Source organism: Pseudomonas sp. S34 (genome assembly GCF_009866745.1).
GTDB classification, from domain to species: Bacteria; Pseudomonadota; Gammaproteobacteria; order Pseudomonadales; family Pseudomonadaceae; genus Aquipseudomonas; species Aquipseudomonas jessenii.
In genome coordinates, this window is record NZ_CP019398.1 from 4,830,875 (window position 1) to 4,853,265 (window position 22,391).

General features: G+C 59.8%; 15 protein-coding genes, 3 tRNA genes and 1 riboswitch. Of the genes, 2 read left to right on the plus strand and 16 right to left on the minus strand.

From position 1 onward, the window contains the following. Nucleotides 1–16: 16 nt before the first annotated feature. The 7 genes from PspS34_RS21525 to ltaE form a co-directional block, all read right to left on the minus strand. Nucleotides 17–93: transfer RNA gene (locus PspS34_RS21525), tRNA-Arg, on the minus strand. Between the two features lie 72 nt (nucleotides 94–165). Then, nucleotides 166–242, minus strand: a tRNA-Arg gene (locus PspS34_RS21530). A 107-nt stretch (nucleotides 243–349) separates the two neighbouring features. Then, nucleotides 350–440 (minus strand) — tRNA-Ser (locus tag PspS34_RS21535). A 62-nt stretch (nucleotides 441–502) separates the two neighbouring features. Further along, nucleotides 503–691, minus strand: coding sequence for a carbon storage regulator CsrA (gene csrA, locus PspS34_RS21540; RefSeq protein WP_002554426.1), 189 nt, complete (start codon nucleotides 689–691; stop codon nucleotides 503–505). 189 nt (nucleotides 692–880) lie between these two features. Next, entirely contained in the window at nucleotides 881–2,122 is a 1,242-nt protein-coding gene (locus PspS34_RS21545) for an aspartate kinase (RefSeq protein WP_007971040.1), read from the minus strand. 91 nt (nucleotides 2,123–2,213) lie between these two features. Next, complete coding sequence (gene alaS, locus PspS34_RS21550; protein ID WP_057713617.1) at nucleotides 2,214–4,835, minus strand: alanine--tRNA ligase; 2,622 nt, start codon at nucleotides 4,833–4,835, stop codon at nucleotides 2,214–2,216. A gap of 146 nt (nucleotides 4,836–4,981) precedes the next feature. Beyond that, nucleotides 4,982–5,986 (minus strand): low-specificity L-threonine aldolase, encoded by a 1,005-nt coding sequence (gene ltaE / locus PspS34_RS21555; RefSeq protein WP_154860377.1) that lies wholly within the window; start codon nucleotides 5,984–5,986, stop codon nucleotides 4,982–4,984. 197 nt (nucleotides 5,987–6,183) lie between these two features. Then, nucleotides 6,184–6,354, plus strand: a riboswitch (FMN riboswitch). Nucleotides 6,355–6,457: 103 nt separating this feature from the next. Between ltaE and PspS34_RS21560 the strand changes: the two genes are divergently transcribed. Next, complete coding sequence (locus PspS34_RS21560) at nucleotides 6,458–6,967, plus strand: 6,7-dimethyl-8-ribityllumazine synthase (protein ID WP_150812130.1); 510 nt, start codon at nucleotides 6,458–6,460, stop codon at nucleotides 6,965–6,967. A 158-nt stretch (nucleotides 6,968–7,125) separates the two neighbouring features. On the opposite strand, the gene astE is transcribed toward PspS34_RS21560, so the two are convergent. From astE to PspS34_RS21595, 7 genes are all read right to left on the minus strand, one after another. Then, complete coding sequence (astE, locus tag PspS34_RS21565; protein ID WP_150812129.1) at nucleotides 7,126–8,136, minus strand: succinylglutamate desuccinylase; 1,011 nt, start codon at nucleotides 8,134–8,136, stop codon at nucleotides 7,126–7,128. A 12-nt stretch (nucleotides 8,137–8,148) separates the two neighbouring features. Then, nucleotides 8,149–8,439 carry a hypothetical protein gene (locus PspS34_RS21570; RefSeq protein WP_046042326.1) on the minus strand — a complete coding sequence of 97 codons (291 nt, stop codon included), beginning with the start codon at nucleotides 8,437–8,439 and terminating at the stop codon, nucleotides 8,149–8,151. 61 nt (nucleotides 8,440–8,500) lie between these two features. Further along, the gene (gene astB, locus PspS34_RS21575) at nucleotides 8,501–9,847 is read right to left on the minus strand and encodes an N-succinylarginine dihydrolase (protein WP_154860378.1); all 1,347 of its coding nucleotides are present in this window, start codon (nucleotides 9,845–9,847) and stop codon (nucleotides 8,501–8,503) included. A gap of 161 nt (nucleotides 9,848–10,008) precedes the next feature. After that, entirely contained in the window at nucleotides 10,009–11,478 is a 1,470-nt protein-coding gene (gene astD, locus PspS34_RS21580; protein ID WP_174245554.1) for a succinylglutamate-semialdehyde dehydrogenase, read from the minus strand. After that, on the minus strand, nucleotides 11,475–12,500 hold the full coding sequence (gene astA, locus PspS34_RS21585; RefSeq protein WP_150812127.1) for an arginine N-succinyltransferase: 1,026 nt from the start codon (nucleotides 12,498–12,500) through the stop codon (nucleotides 11,475–11,477). Before astA ends, astD begins: the two co-directional genes overlap by 4 nt. Nucleotides 12,501–12,579: 79 nt before the next feature. Further along, nucleotides 12,580–13,599, minus strand: a complete 1,020-nt coding sequence (gene aruF / locus PspS34_RS21590; protein WP_150812126.1) for an arginine/ornithine succinyltransferase subunit alpha — start codon at nucleotides 13,597–13,599, stop codon at nucleotides 12,580–12,582. Nucleotides 13,600–13,813: 214 nt separating this feature from the next. Next, nucleotides 13,814–15,034: an aspartate aminotransferase family protein gene (locus PspS34_RS21595; protein WP_057713610.1), complete on the minus strand. Its 1,221-nt coding sequence runs from the start codon at nucleotides 15,032–15,034 to the stop codon at nucleotides 13,814–13,816. A 313-nt stretch (nucleotides 15,035–15,347) separates the two neighbouring features. Between PspS34_RS21595 and PspS34_RS21600 the strand changes: the two genes are divergently transcribed. Then, entirely contained in the window at nucleotides 15,348–20,375 is a 5,028-nt protein-coding gene (locus tag PspS34_RS21600; RefSeq protein ID WP_154860379.1) for a DUF6543 domain-containing protein, read from the plus strand. Nucleotides 20,376–20,392: 17 nt separating this feature from the next. On the opposite strand, the gene argR is transcribed toward PspS34_RS21600, so the two are convergent. Further along, nucleotides 20,393–21,373 carry a transcriptional regulator ArgR gene (gene argR / locus PspS34_RS21605; RefSeq protein ID WP_150812124.1) on the minus strand — a complete coding sequence of 327 codons (981 nt, stop codon included), beginning with the start codon at nucleotides 21,371–21,373 and terminating at the stop codon, nucleotides 20,393–20,395. Nucleotides 21,374–21,621: 248 nt separating this feature from the next. Beyond that, nucleotides 21,622–22,386 carry an ATP-binding cassette domain-containing protein gene (locus PspS34_RS21610; protein WP_057713607.1) on the minus strand — a complete coding sequence of 255 codons (765 nt, stop codon included), beginning with the start codon at nucleotides 22,384–22,386 and terminating at the stop codon, nucleotides 21,622–21,624. Nucleotides 22,387–22,391 lie beyond the last annotated feature (5 nt).

Sequence of the window (22,391 nt, forward strand, 5' to 3'; positions counted from 1 at the left end):
CGGGCTTTCTGTTGTATGGTGCACTCGACAGGATTCGAACCTGTGACCGCTCGGTTCGTAGCCGAGTACTCTATCCAGCTGAGCTACGAGTGCAATTTGTGTTTTTATACCAGATCACAACTGGTTGAAGCCAAGTTACTTACATTGCTGTAACTAACTCTTAAATGGTGCACTCGACAGGATTCGAACCTGTGACCGCTCGGTTCGTAGCCGAGTACTCTATCCAGCTGAGCTACGAGTGCATTTGTTGCCGCGCATTATAGGCCGTCTAATCTCTATGTCAAACACTTTTTCTAGTAATTTCAACAACTTACCGAAAAAGCCAGATTACAACGTACTACGCAAATAATGGCGGAGAACGGGGGATTCGAACCCCCGACACCCTTTTGAGGTGTACTCCCTTAGCAGGGGAGCGCCTTCGGCCACTCGGCCAGCTCTCCGCAACACGGGGCGTATATTAACCAGCTTCTTCCCCGTTTGCAAACATAAAAAACGATAAAAATTAATGGCTTGGTTCTTCGTCCTTCTCTTTCTTGATACGCAGGTAAATTTCTTCCCGGTGAACAGCTACCTCTTTGGGGGCATTAACACCGATGCGCACTTGATTTCCTTTGACGCCGAGCACGGTCACGGTGATTTCGCCATCACCGATAATCAGGCTTTCTGCACACCGACGAGTCAGAATCAGCATACCTTTCTCCTCACGCATTTCATTTCAGGGACAACAGTCTGCAAAAAAAAGGCACTCGACCCACAACCGGAGCGGTCGCAGCCCTACATGCCTGAGTATTGACTAGCGCGAGCAAAAGAACAGTCTCGGGGGGTCACGCCATTCAAAAAAACAAAAGGCGCGGTCAGACCGCGCCTTTTGGCAAACGCATCACTCGCCCTGGCGGGCCGGTGCGTCCAGTTCGAAAGCCGTGTGCAGAGCGCGCACAGCCAGTTCCAGATACTTCTCTTCGATCACTACGGAGACTTTGATTTCCGAAGTCGAGATCATCTGGATGTTGATGCTTTCCTTGGCCAGGGATTCGAACATGCGGCTGGCCACGCCTGCGTGAGAGCGCATGCCAACGCCGACGATCGACACCTTGGCGATCTTGGTGTCGCCCACGACTTCACGTGCACCCAGCTCGCCAGCGGTTTTTTCCAGCACGGCTTGCGCCGCCTGGTAGTCGTTGCGGTGCACGGTGAAGGTGAAGTCGGTGGTGTTATCGTGCGCGACGTTCTGCACGATCATGTCGACTTCGATGTTCGCGGCACTGATCGGGCCGAGAATCTTGAAGGCAACGCCCGGGATGTCTGGCACGCCACGGATGGTCAGCTTGGCTTCATCGCGGTTGAAAGCGATACCGGAAATGATCGGCTGTTCCATGGTTTCCTCTTCATCAATAGTAATGAGGGTGCCCGGACCCTCCTTGAAGCTGTGCAGTACGCGCAGCGGAACGTTGTACTTGCCGGCGAACTCGACCGCGCGGATCTGCAACACCTTAGAACCGAGGCTGGCCATTTCCAGCATCTCTTCGAAGGTGATCTTGTCCAGGCGCTGAGCCACGGACACCACACGCGGGTCGGTGGTGTAGACGCCGTCGACGTCGGTGTAGATCTGGCATTCGTCAGCCTTCAGGGCTGCCGCCAGCGCCACGCCGGTGGTGTCGGAACCGCCACGACCGAGGGTGGTGATGTTGCCGTGCTCGTCGACGCCCTGGAAACCGGCGACAACCACCACACGACCTGCCTTCAGGTCACCGCGAATCTTCTGGTCATCAATCTGCAAGATACGCGCTTTATTGTGCGCGCTATCCGTCAGAATCCGCACCTGGTTGCCGGTGTACGACACCGCCGGCACGCCGCGCTTGATCAGCGCCATGGCCAACAGGGCAATCGTCACCTGCTCACCGGTGGAAACGATCACGTCCAGCTCGCGCGGAACCGGTTGGCCGTCGCCACTGATTTGCTTGGCCAGATCGATCAGACGGTTGGTTTCGCCGCTCATTGCAGACAGCACAACCACCAGGTCATCGCCGGCATCGCGGAATTTCTTAACCTTGTCGGCGACCTGCTCGATTCTCTCGACAGTGCCGACCGAGGTGCCTCCAAATTTCTGTACGATCAAAGCCATTTCAAAGCCGCCTCTGCCCATGAAGGGCGCCCAAATAATCACTCAAACAGCGTTGCGGCCCACCACTAGACTGCGGGCCGCAAGTACTGCCTTATAGACCCTGCTCTACAAACGGAACGGTCAGGGCCAGTGCCGCATCCAGTGCGCCAGCGTCGGTACCGCCGCCTTGCGCCATGTCTGGACGACCACCACCCTTCCCGCCCACTGCCGCAGCGGCTTGCTTCATCAAATCACCGGCTTTGAGTTGGCCAGTCAGGTCTTTGGTTACGCCTGCAACCAGAACGACCTTTTCCTCATGGACACTGCCGAGCAGGATCACTGCGCGGCCGAGTTTGTTTTTCAGTTGATCGACCAGCGCCAGCAGCGCCTTGCCATCCTGACCGTCCAGACGCACGGCCAGCACTTTCACATCCTTGACGTCCAGAGCCTGGGCCGACAGATCGTCGCCCGCGGCACTGGCAGCCTTGGCTTGCAACTGCTCGAGTTGCTTCTCCAGCAGACGATTGCGCTCCAGCACAGCCGACAGCTTGTCGATCAGGTTATCGCGGCTGCCCTTGACCAGACTGGCCGCTTCCTTGAGTTGTTCTTCCGCCGCGTTCAAGTAAGCCAGCGCTTGCGCACCGGTGACTGCCTCGATACGACGCACGCCCGATGCCACACCGCCTTCGCTGATGATTTTCAGCAGGCCGATGTCGCCGGTACGGTTCGCGTGGATACCGCCGCACAGCTCGACGGAGAAATCGCCCATGCTCAGTACGCGTACGTTGTCGCCGTATTTTTCACCGAACAGCGCCATGGCGCCTTTCTGCTTGGCGGTTTCGATATCGGTTTCTTCGGTTTCAACTTCGGAGTTCTTGCGAATCTCGGCGTTGACGATGTCTTCCAGCGCTTTCAGTTGTTCAGGCTTGATGGCTTCGAAGTGGCTGAAGTCGAAGCGCAGGCGCTGACTGTCGACCAGCGAGCCTTTCTGCTGAACGTGATCGCCCAGCACCTGACGCAATGCTGCGTGCAGCAAGTGAGTCGCGGAATGGTTCAGCGAAGTGGCGTGACGCACCTCGGCATCCACCTGCGCCTGAACTGGCGAGCCAACGATCAGGCTGCCCGAATCCAGCACACCGTGGTGCAGGAACGCACCGCCGGTCTTGGTGGTGTCGCGCACGTCGAAACGCGCAGCGCCAGCCTGGAGGAAGCCGCAATCACCAATCTGACCACCGGATTCCGCATAGAACGGCGTCTGATCGAGAACGACCACGCCCTCTTCGCCTTCGCTCAACACGTCGACCGATTGCCCGTCCTTATAGAGAGCAACGATCTTGGCGGAACCGCTGTGAGCGGTGTAACCGGTGAATTCGGTGTCCACATCAACCTTGACCAGGCTGTTGTAGTCCATGCCGAAGGAACTGGCGGAACGGGCACGAACGCGCTGGGCTTCCATCTCACGCTCGAAACCTTCTTCGTCGATGGTCAGGCTGCGCTCGCGAGCGATGTCGCCGGTCAGGTCCATCGGGAAGCCATAGGTGTCGTAGAGTTTGAACACCACGTCGCCCGGCACCACGTCGCCCTTGAGCTCGGCCAGATCCTGCTCGAGGATCTTCAGGCCCTGCTCCAGGGTCTTGGCGAATTGCTCTTCTTCGGCCTTCAGCACGCGTTCGATGTGCGCCTGCTGGGATTTCAGTTCCGGGAAGGCTTCGCCCATCTCGGCGACCAGGGCCGCAACGATCTGATAGAAGAAGCTGCCCTTGGCGCCCAGCTTGTTACCGTGACGGCAGGCGCGACGGATGATCCGGCGCAGCACGTAGCCGCGGCCTTCGTTGGACGGCAGCACGCCGTCGGCGATCAGGAAGCCGCAGGAACGGATGTGGTCAGCCACGACTTTCAGGGAAGCCTGGGCGTCGTTGGTGCAGCCGATGGCCTTGGCCGAAGCGCTCAGCAGGCTCTGGAACAAGTCGATTTCATAGTTCGAGTGAACGTGCTGCAGCACGGCACTGATCCGCTCCAGGCCCATGCCGGTGTCGACCGACGGCGCTGGCAGCGGGTGCAACACGCCATCGGCGGTGCGGTTGAACTGCATGAACACGTTGTTCCAGATTTCGATGTAACGGTCGCCGTCTTCTTCCGGCGAGCCCGGCGGGCCACCCCAGATGTCGGCGCCGTGATCGTAGAAAATCTCGGTGCAAGGACCGCACGGGCCGGTATCGCCCATGGTCCAGAAGTTGTCGGAGGCGTACGGCGCGCCCTTGTTGTCGCCGATGCGCACCATGCGCTCGGCCGGAACCCCGATTTCCTTGGTCCAGATGTCGTACGCCTCGTCATCGCTGGCGTAGACGGTGACCCAGAGCTTTTCCTTCGGCAGGTTCAACCACTTGTCGGAAGTCAGGAAGTTCCAGGCGTAGCTGATGGCATCACGCTTGAAATAATCACCGAAGCTGAAGTTACCCAGCATTTCGAAGAAGGTGTGGTGACGAGCGGTATAACCGACGTTTTCCAGGTCGTTGTGCTTGCCGCCGGCGCGCACGCATTTCTGGCTGCTGACAGCGCGGGTGTACGCGCGCTTTTCCTGGCCCAGGAAGCAGTCCTTGAACTGGTTCATCCCCGCGTTGGTGAACAGCAGGGTTGGGTCGTTGCCCGGAATCAAAGAGCTGGAGGCTACACGGGTGTGGCCTTGCTCTTCGAAGAAGCGAAGGAAGGCTTCACGGATTTCTGCGCTTTTCATTAGGTTCTTCCACGGAGGCTGCGGCCAAAGGCCTGTTCGAAACGTCAACAGACGAAGCGACGGCAAAGGGCCGCATTATATCGGCCCTGCGCGCGGGGTACAGCGTGTTTATACGATAGAAACGGTCAATTGGAGTGCTAACGCTATCACTTGCGCGAAAAGTCGACGAATGTCGCGACGACCTGCTCGATTTGCGCACGGCTGACGTCCATGTGCGTGACCATGCGCAGACGTGCGGCGGCACTGAGCTTGATCCCGCGCTCGGCGGCAAACGCCTTGAGCGCCTCGGCCTGGTCGCCCATCTGCACATAAACCATGTTGGTCTGCACCGGTTCGACCTCGAACCCCGCCCCGCGCAGGCCTTCGGCCAGCAACTGCGCGTTGGCATGGTCATCGGTCAGGCGCTGAACGTTGTTATCCAGCGCATACAGGCCCGCCGCCGCGAGAACCCCGGCCTGACGCATGCCGCCACCGACCATCTTGCGCAGGCGCCGGGCCTTGCCGATCAGCTCGGCCGAGCCGCAGAGCACCGAACCGACCGGTGCGCCCAGGCCTTTGGACAGGCACACCGAGACGGAATCGAAATACTGGGTGATTTCCCGGGCATCCACACCCAGCTTCACTGCCGCGTTGTACAGACGTGCGCCGTCCAGGTGCAGTTGCAAGCCATGCTCGCGGGTAAAACTGCGCGCCCGCGCCAGGTATTCCAGCGGCAGGACCTTGCCTTGCATGGTGTTTTCCAGCGCCAGCAAACGGGTGCGGGCGAAATGGAAGTCGTCCGGCTTGATCGCTGCAGCGACCTGCGCCAGGTCCAGCGAACCATCGGCCTGCACCTCCAGCGGTTGCGGCTGGATCGAGCCAAGCACCGCTGCGCCACCCCCTTCGTACTTATAAGTGTGGGCCTGCTGGCCGACGATGTACTCGTCACCGCGCTCGCAATGGGCCATCAACCCCAGCAGGTTGCTCATGGTGCCGGTCGGCACGAACAGTGCCGCGGCGAAACCCAGGCGTCTGGCCAGTTCGGCTTCCAGGTGATTGACCGTCGGATCTTCGCCATACACGTCATCGCCGGTGGCGGCCTTGGTCATTGCCTCGAGCATGCCGGCGCAAGGTTGGGTGACGGTGTCGCTGCGAAGATCGATAACACTCATGAATCTGGCCTCGGTAAGCAGGGGGAAATCCCTTTCAGGAAAGAATTACTGCGGGCATGGCGACGATTAATCAACCCTTGCGTAGGAAAAGGCCGATTAAACCAACGGAAAAGTCGATGACAATCATCCAAAAGGGGTCATGCGCATACCGCAAATATGTGATAAAAACGCTGCGCCGCCAAACATTTGGGCGGCAAAAACGTTCTCAGGGCGGGGTGCAACTCCCCACCGGCGGTAATTGCGCGCAATGCGCATAGCCCGCGAGCGCTTGGTGACAGCACGGCTTCGGCGGTGCCTGACAGCAAGGTCAGCAGACCCGGTGTGATCCCGGGGCCGACGGTCATAGTCCGGATGAAGAGAGAACGGGATTGACAACAAAGGGCCGTCCGCCGGCATTCGTGCGAGCGTGCGTACCCTCAGATCCCCTTCGATTCATAACGCCCTGTTTTTCACACAAACAGGAGTCAGAACATGCAACCCACCGCAATCGACAGCAAAAGCAAACACCATCAGGGCGAGCGCGTAGCGTTCATCCAGGCCTGCTGGCACAAGGACATTGTCGACCAGAGCCGTAAAGGCTTCGTCGCCGAAATGATTACCCAGGGTTATCAGGAATCCGACATCGATTTCTTCGAAGTCGGCGGCGCCTTTGAAATGCCCCTGCACGCCAAGTTGCTGGCCAAGACCGGTCGTTATGCCGGCATCGTCGCCGCAGCCCTGGTGGTGGACGGCGGGATCTACCGTCACGAGTTCGTCGCCCAGTCGGTGGTCAGCGGCCTGATGCAGGTTCAACTGGAAACCGAAGTGCCGGTGTTCTCGGTGTCCCTGACCCCGCACCACTTCCATGCCGGTGAAGAACACCAGAAGTTCTTCTTCGAGCATTTCCTGCATAAAGGTCAGGAAGCGGCGAAGACTTGCGCGGATACGCTGATGAAGATCCGCTCGCTGCGTCGCAGTGAGCCGCGTGCGGTAGCTGTCTAAAGGCTAAGTGAGGTCTATGGCCTCACTCAAAACCAAATGTGGGAGTGGCGGTGCGACGATTCGACTTGCTCGCGAAAACGGTGGCACATCCAGAATCGATGTGACTGTTACACCGCTTTCGCGAGCAAGCCCGCTCCCACATTGGTTCTATGCTGAATTCAAGCCAGGTTTTCGTCGGTAGTCGGCACAACCAGGATGCCGGCACGCAAACCATTCTTCACCCTGGGGTTCGGGAAGATGATTCGGGCGCCCTCTTCCTCGATGATCCAGCGGGTGTTGGCGATATCTTCCGCCAGCAGGTAACCCACTTCCAGTTCCGAAAAGTTCTCGATGTCTGCCGGCAGGTTCAGGCGGAAGCTGTCGCTGTGCTTGATGATTTCTCGCGCCACGCTGTACAGCTGCAAACCGTCCAGCGCGTCCTCAGTCAGTTCTGGTTCGGTGCCCTCGATGATCTGCTTGAGGCGCTTCTCCAGCAGCGACACGTTGACACCGTCGTTCTGACCGAACGGCCGCGCCTTGCCCAACTCCAGGGTAAAGGCCTCGGCACCCAGCTTGTCGTAGGTATAGGAGCTGAACACAATGGACGGCTTGTTCTGCAGCAACACCGCTTCCATGCCGGCAGCACGCAGGCGCGCCAGTTGCTGACGCGAATGCTGGCGGTCTTCCTTCCACGGGTACAAGGCGAACTGCTCGATTTTCGAGCCACGAATCGCCGTGTGCAGGTCGTAGTGCAGGCGCTGGCGATCCGGCAGGCTGAAGAAGCTGGCAGCCAAACGCTCCAGCTCACAGGCGCGCAGGGCTTCGCAACCGCTGCTTTGTTCGTGACGGCCATTGAACAGCCGATTGACGTCCTGCTCGACGAAACGCTCGCCCTTGCGAATCGCTTCCGGGTTGCCGAACAGGAACAGAATACGTGCGCGCGGCTTCAAGTCGCCGCGGGCAATGTCGTGCAACAGGCGATCGAGCAATTCGATCGGCGCTGTTTCGTTGCCGTGGATACCCGCCGACAGCAGCAGGTCCAGGCCATTGTCACGCGCTTCAGGTGGCCGGACTTCCAGCGCACCTTCGCTCAACCAGCGCATGCGCACGCCTTCGACAGTCAGTTGAGTCTTCTCCGCCGGTTCGCGGCCGGCGAGGGTCAGTTCAAGCAGTTTGCCGAGGGCGAGCATAGAGCGGTTTCCTTAATGGTCGTGGTTGCAATCCGGGCCGTGAACGTGATCCTCGTCGTCGCCGAGTTCAGCCGGTTCCATCTCCAGTTGCAGACTTACCAGATTAGTCGCCAATGGGCGCAACAGCAGGTTGGCGTATTCGGCATCGCCTTCCTCGACGTCCACGCCGATCAGCAACTGACCACGGCCGTCCTGCTGGATCCACAGCTCTTTACCTTGCCACAGGACCGCGACGCGGGTGCAGGACGTTTCCAGTTGCGTGCCGTCGGTGTCTTCAAGGATCAGCTGCAGGGTATCGCTCATGTCTTTACGCTCTCGTTTGAGATGAATCAGCGCGCTGCCATAGAAAGCGGCGCGCCGTCGATCAATTGATCTGGAATGGATAAACCGCGCCCAGTTTAAGGATTTGCGTCAGTTCATCCAGTGCCGTCCGGCACTCAAGCAGCAATTGCGGGTCCGCCAGATCGTTTTCGGTCATGCGGTCGCGGTAGTGCTTCTCGACCCATTCGGTCAGTGTGCCGTACAACGGTGCCGTCATGATAACCCCTGGGTTGACGGCCGCCAGTTCGGTTTCGTTGAGCGCGACACGCAGTCGAAGGCAAGCAGGGCCACCGCCGTTCTGCATGCTCTGCTTGAGATCGAAGACTTTCACTTCGCGGATCAGGCCACCGGAGCTGGTCAAACCCTGCAAGTACTGCCAGACACGCTCGTTGCCACGGCATTCTTCCGGCACGATCAACAGCATGGAGCCGTCAGGACGCGACAGCAGTTGGCTGTTGAACAGGTAGGAACGAACCGCGTCTTCCACGCTGACGGCGGAACGTGGCACACACACAGACTGAAATTTCCCACCGACTTTGGCGAGTTTGCTCTGCAATTCAGCGAGCATCTTCTCGGTCTCGAGGAACGCGTCCTCGTGATAGAACAACACTTCACCATTACCCACGGCGATCACGTCGTTGTGGAACACGCCCTGATCGATCACCGACGGGTTCTGCTGGGCGTAGACCACGCCGTCATCGCTCAAGCCATGCAAACGGACAACGGCCTGGGACGCTTCGAGGGTCTGGCGCGCCGGGTACTTCTGCGGTGCCGGGTAGCGGGTGTCGAACGCACTGCGGCCGAACACGAAGAACTCGACACCGGCTTCGCCGTATTCACGGCAGAAACGCGTGTGGTTGGCCGCGCCTTCGTCACCGAATTGCGCCACGGCCGGCAAGGCGGCGTGGTGGGCGAAGTGTTTCTGGTCAGCGAACATCGCCCCCAGCACGCGGCTGGTGGTCGGGTGTTCGATGCTGCGGTGGTATTTGCAGTTGAGGTTGGCGGCGGTGAAATGCACGCGGCCATCAGCGGTGTCGGCGCTCGGGCTGACGGTCGCGGCGTTGGCCACCCACATGCTCGACGCCGAGCAACTGGCCACCAGCAGCGGCATCGCCTCTTTGGCAGCGCGCTCGATCACTTGAGCGTCGGTGCCGCCAAAGCCCAGGCGACGCAGTGCAGCCACATCCGGGCGCTCTTGCGGTGCCAGTACGCCTTGCTGGAAACCCATTTCCATCAGCGCTTTCATCTTTGCCAGGCCTTGCAGCGCCGCTTCCTTGGGGTTGGACGACTGCTGGCTGTTGCTCTGGGACGCGACGTTGCCGTAGGACAGGCCGCCGTAGTTATGGGTCGGCCCCACTAGACCGTCAAAATTGACTTCATAGGATTTCATCAGCGAGGCTCCACGAGAATCTGTTGTTATAGGCTTCAGTAACTGTTCTTTTAGACCGGGTCGCGGCCATCGCGAGCAAGCTCATCCCACAGTGATTGCGTCGTACACAAGATATGTGAACGCCACCGAACCTGTGGGAGCGGGCTTGCCCGCGATGGGCATCACGCCATCTTCACGCCAGGCGTAAGGGCCGCTGGCAACACCAGGCTCGGCGTTTCCAGCGAGGCCACCGGGTACGCGCAGTAATCCGCCGCGTAGTAAGCGCTGGCGCGGTGGTTACCCGAGGCCCCTACGCCGCCGAATGGCGCGCTGCTCGCGGCACCGGTCAGTTGCTTGTTCCAGTTGACGATACCGGCGCGGCTTTCCAGCCAGAACTGCTGGTAGCGTGCTTCGGAGTCCGACAGCAGGCCGGCGGCCAGACCGTAGGCGGTGTCGTTGGCTTCAGCGATCGCCGCTTCAAAATCAGCGTAGCGGATCACCTGCAGCAACGGGCCGAACAGCTCTTCGTCAGGACGATCGGCAACGGCGCTCACGTCCAGGATGCCCGGGGTCAGCAAGGCCGATTGAGCCTGAGGCTGAGTCATTTCCAGCAGCGCCACGGCGCCATTGGCCAGCAGATGCTCTTGCGCATCCATCAACGCTTTCGCAGCGCCAAGGGAAACCACCGAGCCCATGAACGGCGCCGGCTGCTGATCGAAGGCTCCGACTGAGAGGGTCGAGCTGACCGCCACCAGGCGCGCCAGCAACGAGTCGCCCCAGGCACCTTGCGGCACCAGCAAGCGACGGGCACAGGTGCAACGCTGGCCGGCGGAAATGAACGCCGACTGAATGATGGTGTACACCGCGGCATCGAGGTCGGCGACCTGATCGACCACCAGCGGGTTGTTACCGCCCATTTCCAGCGCCAGGATCTTGTCCGGACGACCGGCGAATTGCTGGTGCAGGTGATTGCCGGTGCGGCTGGAACCGGTGAAGAACAGCCCGTCGATGCCCGGGTTCGCGGCCAGGGCGATGCCGGTTTCGCGAGCGCCTTGCAGCAGGTTCAAGACGCCAGCTGGCAGGCCAGCCTCGATCCAGCACTTGACCGTCAGCTCAGCGACTTTCGGTGTCAGTTCGCTAGGCTTGAACAGCACGCTGTTACCGGCCAACAGTGCCGGCACGATATGGCCGTTCGGCAGGTGACCCGGGAAGTTGTAAGGACCGAACACTGCCACCACGCCGTGGGGTTTGTGGCGCAGCACAGCGGTGGCATCGCCCAGCGGCCCGCTCTTCTCGCCGGTACGTTCGCGGTAGCTCTGCACCGAGATGGCAATCTTGTTGACCATGCTGGTGACTTCGGTCGCCGCTTCCCACAGGGGTTTGCCGGTTTCTTCGCCGATGGTATGAGCCAATTCGTCAGCGTGATTCTTCAGCGCGGCGGCAAAGGCCTCCAGCACCGAGATACGCTCTTCCAGGGTGCGCCGCGCCCAGTCCGGGAACGCCTGACGCGCCGCTTGCACAGCCGACTCGACCTGACCGGCGGTGGCTCCGACGCCGGACCACAGCACCTGCTGCGTCACCGGGTTCAGCGACTCGAAGGCTTCGCCCCCACCTGCCAGCCATTCACCTGCGATGTAAAGCGACTTCATTATTTCGACTCCCGAGCTGCGGACAACGCCACGGCGCGCACTTGATCGCCCGCGTTGAGTTGAAGACGTTTGGCGGTCAACGGGTCGACCACCAGGGTGCCGGCGGCCAGACGTGCAGGCGCGGCAGTGATCCGGCAGTCCTCGCGCTTGCGGTTGTGAATGATGAATGGCGTGGCATCGTCACCCGGTGTGCCGACGGCCAGCACCAGCGCCTGGCTGTCGCGCACGGCGCGGATCTTGCCCGTTTCGCACTCGATCGCCGGGCCTGCGTCGAAGATATCGACGTAGCCCTGGTAGCTGAAACCTTCGCTCTTGAGCATGGCCAGCGCCGGCTCGGTGTCCGGATGAACCTGACCGATCACATTGCGCGCATCCGGCGACAGGAAGCAGGTGTACAGCGGGAATTTCGGCATCAGTTCGGCGATGAACGCCTTGTTGCCCACGCCGGTCAGGTAGTCAGCCTGGCTGAATTCCATCTTGAAGAAGTGCCGGCCCAGGCTTTCCCAGAACGGCGAACGCCCGGCCTCGTCGGAAACACCGCGCATTTCGGCAATGATCTTGTTGCCGAACAGTTGCGGGAATTCGGCGATGAACAGCATCCGCGCCTTGGACAGCATGCGACCGTTGAGGCCACTGCGGAAATCGGCGTGCAGGAACAGCGAGCACAGCTCGGAGTTGCCGGTCAGGTCGTTGGCCAGGAACAGCGTCGGGATTTCACGATAGATGTTCAACTCTTGCGAGGCGCTGACCGTCAGACCGACCCGGAAGTTGTACCAAGGCTCACGCAGGCCAACGGCGCCGGCAATGGCGGAAATACCCACCACGCGCCCGTCGTCATCTTCGAGCACGAACAGGTAGTCCGCGTCGCCCCGCCCGGCTTCGCCGCGAAAGGTCTTCTCGGCCCAGCCGACCCGATGGGCCAGCCGCTCTTCGTTGGCCGGCAAGGTGGTCAGGCCGGTGCCGGTGCTGCGGGCCAGGTCGATCAGAGCGGGTAAATCGCTGCTGCGTACGGGACGAACGATCATGCTATCTCCTCAAACGGGCCGCTTGCGCCACCCGTGAAACTTCGCTGCTTTCTAAACGAGCAATCAGGCCAGGTCGCTGTTAAACCGCGACCAGGCGCACGCTGGCACCCTCGCCGACACCCAGGGCTTCGGCCGCCTCCAGGTCCAGGGTCACCGGTTTTCCCGGCGCGTAATCGAGCTCGAGCATGACCGCGCGGTAATCCTGCAACTGGGCATTGGCAACCAGGTACTGGCGACCGACGCCTTTGACCGGCTCACCGATCTTCACCGGCACCACACGGCTCTGGGCGATCGAACGGATCCCCGAGACACGGGCATGCAGGGTCGGGCCACCGTCGAAGATGTCGATGTAGTGATCGGTCTCGAAACCTTCACGCATCAGAATGTCGAAGGTGATCTGCGCGCGCGGGTGCACCTGGCCCATGGCTTCTTGAGCGGAGTCCGGCAGCAGTGGCACGTAGATCGGGTAATGCGGCATCAGTTCGGCAAGGAACGTACGGCTTTTCAGCCCGCACAGACGCTCGGCTTCGGCGTAGTTGAGATCGAAAAAGTTGCGACCGATGGCATCCCAGAACGGCGAGTCGCCGTTTTCATCGCTGTAACCGACGATTTCGGTCACCACGGAATCGGCAAAACGCTCCGGATGGCTGGCCACGAACAGCAAACGGCCACGGGAGTTGAGCTCCGACCAAGGCGACCCCACCAGCTCGCGCTGCACATAGAAGCTGGTCAGCAAGCTGTTGCCGGTCAGGTCGTGGCACTGGGAGAGCACGTGGATCTTGTTGTGAATCTTCAACTCGCGGGAAGCGTGCACGAAGGTTTCGTTGCGGAAGCTGTAGAACGGCTCGGAGTAACCGGCCGACGCCACGATGGCCGAGCAACCGACCAGCTTGCCGGTGGTGGAGTCTTCGAGGACGAAGAAATAGCTTTCCTCACCGTTGAAGCTCACTTCGGCGGCGAACGAGGCTTCGCTTGCCGCGATCTTGTCGCTCAGGCGCTCAACGTCATCCGGCAAGGAAGTGACACCAATCGGACTGTCCGCAGCCAGACGCTGTACCTCGCCCAGATCAGCCATTTGCGCGGGGCGCATCACCAGCATGGTGTCACTCCTTAATCTCAGAACTTACAGAAAAAAATCCCGGGCCATCTCCGCAGGAGACTGTGGGAGCGGGCTTGCTCGCGAAAGCGGTGGGTCAGACAGCAAAAATGTTGACTGATACACCGCTTTCGCGAGCAAGCCCGCTCCCACATTTGATCCGGCCCGGAACAAAAATTGGGTTCGACGCCTGAAAGGTCAGGCGTCGAAGGGTCTATCAGGCTTGCGTCAGTTTTGCCGCGGCACGTTCGAAGCGGTCCAGACCGGCATCGATATCCGCGTCTTCCACCACCAGGCTCGGGGCGAAACGCACCACGTCCGGGCCGGCTTGCAGAATCATCAGGCCTTCTTGTTCAGCGGCATTGAAGATGTCCTTGGCCTTGCCTTTCCAGGCATCGCTCAGCACACAGCCGATCAACAGACCCAGGCCACGGACCTGGGTGAACAGGCCGTATTTCTCGCCGATCTGCTCAAGACGTGCCTTGAACTTGTCGTGCTTGGCATTGACGCCAGCCAGCACCTCTGGGGTGTTGATCACGTCGATCACCGCGCCTGCGACAGCACACGCCAGCGGGTTGCCGCCGTAAGTGGTGCCGTGGGTGCCGACGACCAGGTGCTTGGCCAGGTCTTCGGTGGTCAGCATGGCGGCGATCGGGAAACCACCGCCCAGGCTCTTGGCGCTGGTCAGGATGTCCGGGATCACGCCGTAATGCTGGTAGGCGAACAGGTGGCCGGTACGGCCCATGCCGGTTTGCACTTCGTCGAACACCAGCAGCGCGTTGTGCTCGTTGCACAGTTCGCGGGCGCCTTGCAGGTAGGCCAGTTCGGCCGGCAGTACGCCGCCCTCACCTTGAATAGGCTCCAGGACCACGGCGCAGGTCTTGTCGGAAACGGCAGCTTTCAACGCAGCCAGATCGTTGTACGGCACGTGGGTGATGCCGGTGATCTTCGGACCGAAGCCATCGGAATACTTCGACTGGCCACCAACGTTCACGGTGAACAGGGTACGGCCGTGGAAGCTGTTGAGCGCGGCGATGATCTCGTACTTCTCGCTGCCATAACGGTCGAACGCGACACGACGGGCCAGCTTGAAGGCGGCCTCGTTGGCTTCGGCGCCGGAGTTGCAGAAGAAGGCGCGCTCGGCAAAAGTGGCGTCGACCAGCTTGTGTGCCAGGCGCAGGGCCGGCTCATTGGTGAACACGTTGGACACGTGCCACAGCTTGTTCGCCTGCTCGGTCAAGGCACCGACCAGCGCCGGATGCGCGTGACCCAATACGTTGACGGCGATCCCGCCGGCGAAGTCGATCAGCTCGCGACCGGACTGGTCCCAAACGCGGGAACCGGCGCCACGCACAGGAATGAATGCGGCAGGCGCATAGTTGGGAACCATTACCTGATCGAAATCGGCGCGTTGTACCGCAGCGTGCTCAACGGACATCGGAGTCTCCTGAAGAGAAAACACTCGCCTGAAACTGGCGAGCTTGGTGAGGATTGTAAGGACAGTTTTCGGCCCGGCCTTGCCGCCAAGCGACAACTTCTTATAGCGCAAACCCCGGATTTTCCCGGGTTTACGGCAATGCGACATATAGGGTCGCAAAGGCGCAGTTTAACTGGCGGCGGACGTTTGCGGCAGGCTTGCTGCGTTGTAACTCATGGCAATGGCCCGAGTGCGGTAAATATGTACCGCACAGCGTCCGGGCTAACGCGGTTTCCTAGGGGTCTCATCCAACTTCGATGGTCACCTTAACCGCATGAATACCCAACATACCGACATTGCTCGCGACGCATTCAGGCCAGACGCTCACTATCAGCACCTGATCAACGTGATCCCCTCCTGGCTCCGCCAAGCAACGCCTCAACGGCGTGAGGCACTGCGCAACAGCGCGCCAGGCATTCCGGCCGGGCTCAAGGACGCTCCAGCCCATCAGCATGCAGAACTGGGCAAACTCATTGCCCGCCATGTGACCAGCCAGAACCAGGTTGATCAAATGATGGCAAATCTGCAGAGCCCCGCCGACTTCGCCAAACCACTACTCGAAACGGCGCTCAAGACCCGATTCGGCCTGGAACTGGACGCTCGTAAAACGTTCCTTCGCCTTTATATCCCGGCTCACATTCCATGGCTTCGGCTGAAATCCGGCGCTGCGCGCATCTGGACGGTGTCGCTGCTGGATGCCGCATTGCACAATTTTGAAAGCGCCGAAACCAATGCAGACGCCTTCGAGCCCGCCTCGACTTACATCACGCCCCCTTCTGCTACCGGGCAATTCAATACATTGCCGCAGATACTGGAAAAGATGCCCATCACGGCTTTTACCCGCCTCTGCCGGGAACTGGACATTGGCCAGCGCTATAAAGAGTATCTGGACGACAATCTTGGCATCAGCAATCCCGTGGCCGCGGCAATACTGAAATCGAAAATTCACGACAGCCAGAAAACCGCAATCACCGCTGCCCTGCACATGGCGCAGATGCAAAAAATGCTGGGCAGTGACGTCCACCAACTGACTCTTGGCTTGCTCGACAACCTGCCTACTTTACGTTTGCATGGTCTGCCCTGGGGCTTCCATGAACTGACAATCATGAACGCTCGCCTGACCGGCATCGTTTTGTTTGCACCGGATCTGGAGCGCGCAACAGAAGTGGTCAGAGTGGTGGCCTACATTCCTGACGACCCCGAACACCCGATCAAGGAATACAGTTCAACCGCCGCATTCGCCGAGGAACTTGGTCAGCGCTTGCGTGCCCCCGAATACCAACAGTTTTTCAGTCGATTCATCAATCATGAGGATCGCGGGCACTTTTTCGCGCAGTTGAACAACGAGCTATCACCTTTAACCTGGCAGCCTGTTCCACCGGGCGATCCGCACCCGACCTGGCGAGAGCGCCCCAACCAACGTCCCGACTTGCACATTGCGGCCACACCGGTGAAAGACGATCTCTTGACCCACCTCTACCAGAGCAAGCTCAACAAGATCCTCAACGATGCGCGGGTGATCGCGGTATCCACCGCAACAGTCGACCAGAGAGCCCGCTGGGCGTTATGGGACTCCTTTACCGAAATCGCTTCGACCCTGCTGAACATCGCAGCCTTTATTGCCCTGCCGTTCGTACCTTTCCTTGGCGAGTTGATGCTGGCCTACATGGCCTACCAGTTGCTCGACGAAACCTTCGAAAGCATTGTTGACTGGGCCGAGGGCCACACCACCGAGGCCTTCGAGCATTTCATGGGCGTTGTTGAATCCGCCGTACAACTGGGCACCTTTGCGGTGGGTGGCGTGGTCGCGGCGGGAGAATTTCGCGCGATCCTGCCCAAGGAAATTGTGCAGTTCATCGACCGTTTCAATTCGGTGAAGCGGCCCAATGGCGAAACCCGCTATTGGAAACCCGACCTGACCGCCTACGAGCACCCCGCCACACTCCCAGCAGACTCAAAACCGGATTCACTCGGACTGCACAGGCATCAAGGTAAAACCCTGTTACCCCTGGAAGGCAAAAACTACGCCGTCAGCGAGGACTCAGTCATCGGCGAGCATCGCATCGACCACCCCACCCGCCCTGACGCCTACAAACCACAACTGCGGCACAACGGCAGCGGCGCCTGGCAAACCGAACTCGACCAGCCGTTGCGTTGGGACCAGGCCACCGTGCTGCACCGTATCGGCCCGGACATGCAGCGATTTTCGGCCAGTACCCGCGAGCGCATCCTCAGTATCAGCGGCAGCCACGAAAATGCCCTGCGCAAGATGCACGTGAATGCCGGGCAGGTGCCGCCGTTGTTGGCCGACACACTCAAACGCTTCGGGATCGATCAGGACATACAAACCTTTATCGATCAGATCGGCAGCGACCAGCCGGAGCACTTCCTCAAGGCGGATCCCGTGACACAGCTGGAACTGCTCAATGAAAACGGTTACTGGCCGGCAAACAAAGGCCTGCGACTGATCGACGAAAATGCGCAAACCCTTTGGCAAAGCCCGGCGCCCGATGTACCCGTGGTGGAAGTCGACGCCTCCCGCCTCACCGACGGCGACCTGCTGAAAACCTTTCTCCTGCCCCTGTCGGACAGCGAAGCCAGAACGCTGATGGGCGAAGAATTCGCTCACCCCTCCCCTGGCCTGGAAAACCGGGCGCAGCGGTTGCGCAAGATACTTGCGCGGCTTGCCGAACAGAAACGGCAAGGCCTGTTCGATCAGCGTTATCGCAGACTCGAACGTGGCGCTAGCGCGGCCATACAAGTGGTTATGGATGCCGAGCCCGGACTGCCACGCAGCGTAGCTCAAGCAATTGTGGACACAGCAAGCGACCAGGAACTGCAGCAGCTAAAGAACGCAACCGTTGCCCCTCGATTAGCCGAGCTGAGCCGAGAGGCCGGATTGCAAGTGCGCGTGACACGCGCCTACGAGGGGCTTGATTTGCCATCGACCGAGAACAACCTCGACACCGACCGGCTGGCCTTGCACACCCTGGAAAAACTGCCAGGCTGGACGGGACAGCTACGGTTGGAAATCCGCCAGTATGCCCATGAGGGCCTGCTGATCGAGAGCCTTGGCCATGCCGACGCGCCTCTGCGTAAAGTGCTGGTACTCAGAGAGGACGGCTCTTATCAGGCCTTCGATCATGACGGCGAAGAACTCAGCGGCATGGGCTCGCTCTACACCTGCCTGCTACAGGCCATGCCGGACAGCGAACGCACCGCCCTGAATCTGAATATCGGTGAAGGTGAACGGCTCAAGCAGCTGATTCGCCAGCATGCCTTGAGCCGAGATGCATTGCGCGCGCGGCTGGTTCAACACCCCGACCTCAAACCCACCTACGACCCAAAGGTAATGCGCTTGCTCGGTGGCAGTGACGGGTATCGTCAAATGCCACGCAACACACCTACCTTGCAAGCTCGGGCTCAGACACTGTTCCCCCATCTATCCACCGAAGAGCTCGACGCCTTCGTCGAACGCTTGCAACAGCACCCAAACGGACCGCGGGCAGAACTGAGTCGGCTTATGGTTCAACACACGCAGCTCCAGGAAACGCTTTCTTCCTGGCGCGACGAAATTCCGCTGTTTATTCCAGACACACAAATCAGGGTCACTCCCGAGCAATTCGCTGCACAAAAGCAGGTCCGTCGACAGTTCACCATCGACCTGATGGACTGCTGGCGACAGCAATGGACCCTTTCCGAGACCGCGCCTGAAACAGTCGAATTCAACTTCTTCCAACCGATCATCGGCGAATTGCCAACCCTGAGCACCGACTTCAGCGGCGTCACAATGCTTACACTGGAAGGCAGCAGCGCCACGCGGGGCATGCATGAGTTTCTGCGCAGCTTTACCGGTTTACGCATCCTGAAACTGCGCGATTTCAACCTTGGCCACTTACCGGACACCCTTCCATCGCTGCAACTCGAAGAACTCATTCTGAGCAATTGCGCGATCACCCTCAGCCCCGAAAGCCAGGTCGGGCTCGCGGGCCTGCATCGGTTGACCACAATGGACCTGTACAAGAACCCCTTGGGCCTGACACCCGATGTCGGCAGCATGCCCGATTTGAATTACATCGACGTATCGCAGACGGGCATTACTGAACTCCCGCGCGATTTATTGACTCGCCCACGCCTGCGCACCGCCCTGCTCAATAACAACCAGATCAAAGAGTTGCCCGGCGAACTTTTCACGTTGCAACAACGCACCCAGGAGGGTTTCGACCTGGGCAACAATCCGCTTTCAAGCGCAGCCCGCGAACGCCTCAAACAGCACTTCCAGCAGACCCGTCAGGACTTCGGTATCTTTGCCGAAGAAGCAGATATCCACCGCGCGCAGGCACTGTACCCCTGGATGGACCAGGAAGATGCCAGCAAATTCGTCTACAAACTGCCCGGAACCCTGAATGAGGGGCGAGTCGAACTGACCCGCCTGGAAGTCGAACTCACCACCCTGGAGAACGACCTGTCCGCCTGGACCGGCAATATTCCAGCCGTCCACCCCCACAGCAATCAACCCTTCACTGCCCAGCAACTGCTGATCGAACACTCGACGCGGGACGCATTCAGAGAGTCCGTACTGCGCTGCTGGCGCCGGGAAACCGAGCTGGATGATTTCGACGATTCACTGCAAGCAACTACTTATGACCTGAGCCTGGATACGCGGATTACCGGTAACCTGCCGACACTGAGCGCAGATTTCAGCCATGTTTCTCTGGTTTACCTAGGTAGCGAGAGCGGCCTGACCACAGGCGTCACCGGATTTCTGGAGTGCTTCCCCAAACTCAAGACCCTCGTTATCAACGACTTCAGGCTAGGCGATCTCCCGGGGGCGATCTTCCGGATGAGCGATTTGAGATCGCTCAATCTCCTCGACTGCAACATCACCCTGACCCCGCAGTCTGCCCTGAACCTGGCCGAGATGGCCCACCTGGAGTTCATCGACTTGAGAGACAATCCGCTGGGGCTGGCTCCGGATATCAGCCAGATGGCGGACCTGGCGACCCTGCAACTGGACAACTGCGGGCTCACCGAATTACCCGCTGGACTGTTGCAGCTCAAGAGCCTGGAAACCGTAGACCTGAGCGACAACGCAATCAGCCGGATACCCGCCGACCTCCTCGAACTGCCGCTGGAGATCGCCGAAAGCATCAACTTGCGGGGCAATCCGTTCTCCGAAGACAGCCTGCAGATCCTGATCGAGTATTTCAGGCTGACCAGTGTCGACTTCGGCGTTCAGGAAGTGATCGATCGGGCAGAATTGGAAGTGTCGACGTCCGAGGCGTCCGAACCGGAAGACTGATCGGGATCAGGAGCTGCTCAGCCGCGTTCCGGCGGCACCGATGACAATTCGAACGGGCTGCTGCTGCGCCGCTGGTTGCGATCTTCCCGCGGCGTGGCACCGAAGAAATTGCGGTAGGCGCTGGAGAAATGCGGCCCCGAGGAGAAGCCACAGGACAGGCCGATCTGGATGATCGATTTGCTGGTTTGCATCAACATCTGCCGGGCCTTGTTCAGGCGCAGTTCCAGGTAATACTGGCTCGGCACACGGTTGAGGTATTGCTTGAAGATCCGCTCCAGCTGCCGACGGGATACGCACACGTGCTGGGCGATTTCGTCGGTGGTCAGCGGCTCTTCGATGTTGGCTTCCATGAGCAACACGGCTTGTGTGAGCTTCGGATGGCTGGAACCGAGGCGGTTCTGTAACGGAATGCGCTGGCGCTCGCCGCCCTCGCGGATGCGTTCGACCACCAGTTCTTCAGACACCGCACCGGCCAGTTCCGCACCGTGATCGCGGGCCAGCACGGCCAGCAACAAGTCGAGCACCGACATCCCGCCGCACGCGGTCAGGCGATCGCGATCCCAGTCGAACAGGTGACTGGTGGCGATGACCTTCGGAAAGCGCTCGGCGAAATCATCCTGCCAGCGCCAGTGCACAGCCGCGCGATAACCGTCGAGCAAGCCCAACTGCGCCAGCGGGTAAACACCGGCCGACAGACCGCCGATCACACAACCGGAACGCACCAGTTGCTTGAGCGCACTGCTGAGCGCCGGCGCCAGTGCGGTCGGTGGTTCGTCAGCGAGCAGGAACAGTTTCTGGAAGTTTTCGAGCTTGCCGGTCCACGCCTCACCCGGCAATTGCCAGGCGCTTTCACTCGGCGCTTCGGCCTGCAGGAACGACAGTTCGTAAACCACGTCCGGATGCACACGCTGGGCAACACGCAAGGCCTCCTCAGCCAGCGCAAGCGTCAGTGCTTTAGTGCTGGGCCAAATCAGGAAACCAATTCGATGGGCAGTCATGGGCGAGCGATCCGAAGCGAAGAACAGTGATGAAGGCATGGGCCAATGCTAGCCCGTAAATGAACACAAATCGCAAAACCGGCAAAGATCAAATGTGGGAGCGGGCTTGCTCGCAAAAGCGGTGGTTCAGACAGCCATGATGTTGACTGACACACCGCCTTCGCGAGCAAGCCCGCTCCCACAGGGGATCCGGGCCAGCCTTTAGACTGCGAAGCATGCACTATCGCAGTGCACAACGTCAGTTCTGATTACTTCAGGCTACCCGACAGGAATTGCTGCAGACGCTCGGATTGCGGGTTCACCAGCACTTCGCGCGGGTTACCGCTTTCTTCAACCACACCTTTGTGCAGGAACACCAACTGGTTCGACACTTCACGGGCAAAACCCATTTCGTGAGTCACCACGACCATGGTCCGGCCTTCCTGGGCCAGAGCCTGCATGACTTTCAACACGTCGCCGACCAGCTCCGGGTCGAGGGCCGAGGTCGGTTCGTCGAACAGCATCACCTCAGGTTCCATCGCCAGCGCACGGGCAATCGCCACACGCTGCTGCTCGCCGCCGGACATGTGCCCAGGGTAAGCATCCTTGCGATGGGCCACGCCCACCTTGTTCAGGTAGTGTTCGGCCTTCTCGCGTGCTTCAGCCTTGGACACGCCCAGCACATGCACCGGCGCTTCCATGATGTTTTCCAGCGCGGTCATGTGCGACCACAGGTTGAAATGCTGGAACACCATCGACAGGCGCGAACGCATGCGTTGCAGCTGCTTCGGATCGGCGGCCTTCAGCGCACCGTCCTTGTTCGCCACCAGCTTCAGCTCTTCGTTGTTGAGCAGAATCCTGCCCGCGTGCGGCTGCTCCAGCAGGTTGATGCAGCGCAGGAAAGTACTTTTGCCGGAGCCACTGGAACCGATGATGCTGATCACATCGCCGGCTGCCGCTTTCAGGGACACACCCTTAAGCACTTCGTGACTGCCATAGCGTTTATGCAGGTCTTGGACTTCAAGTTTGTACATGCTGT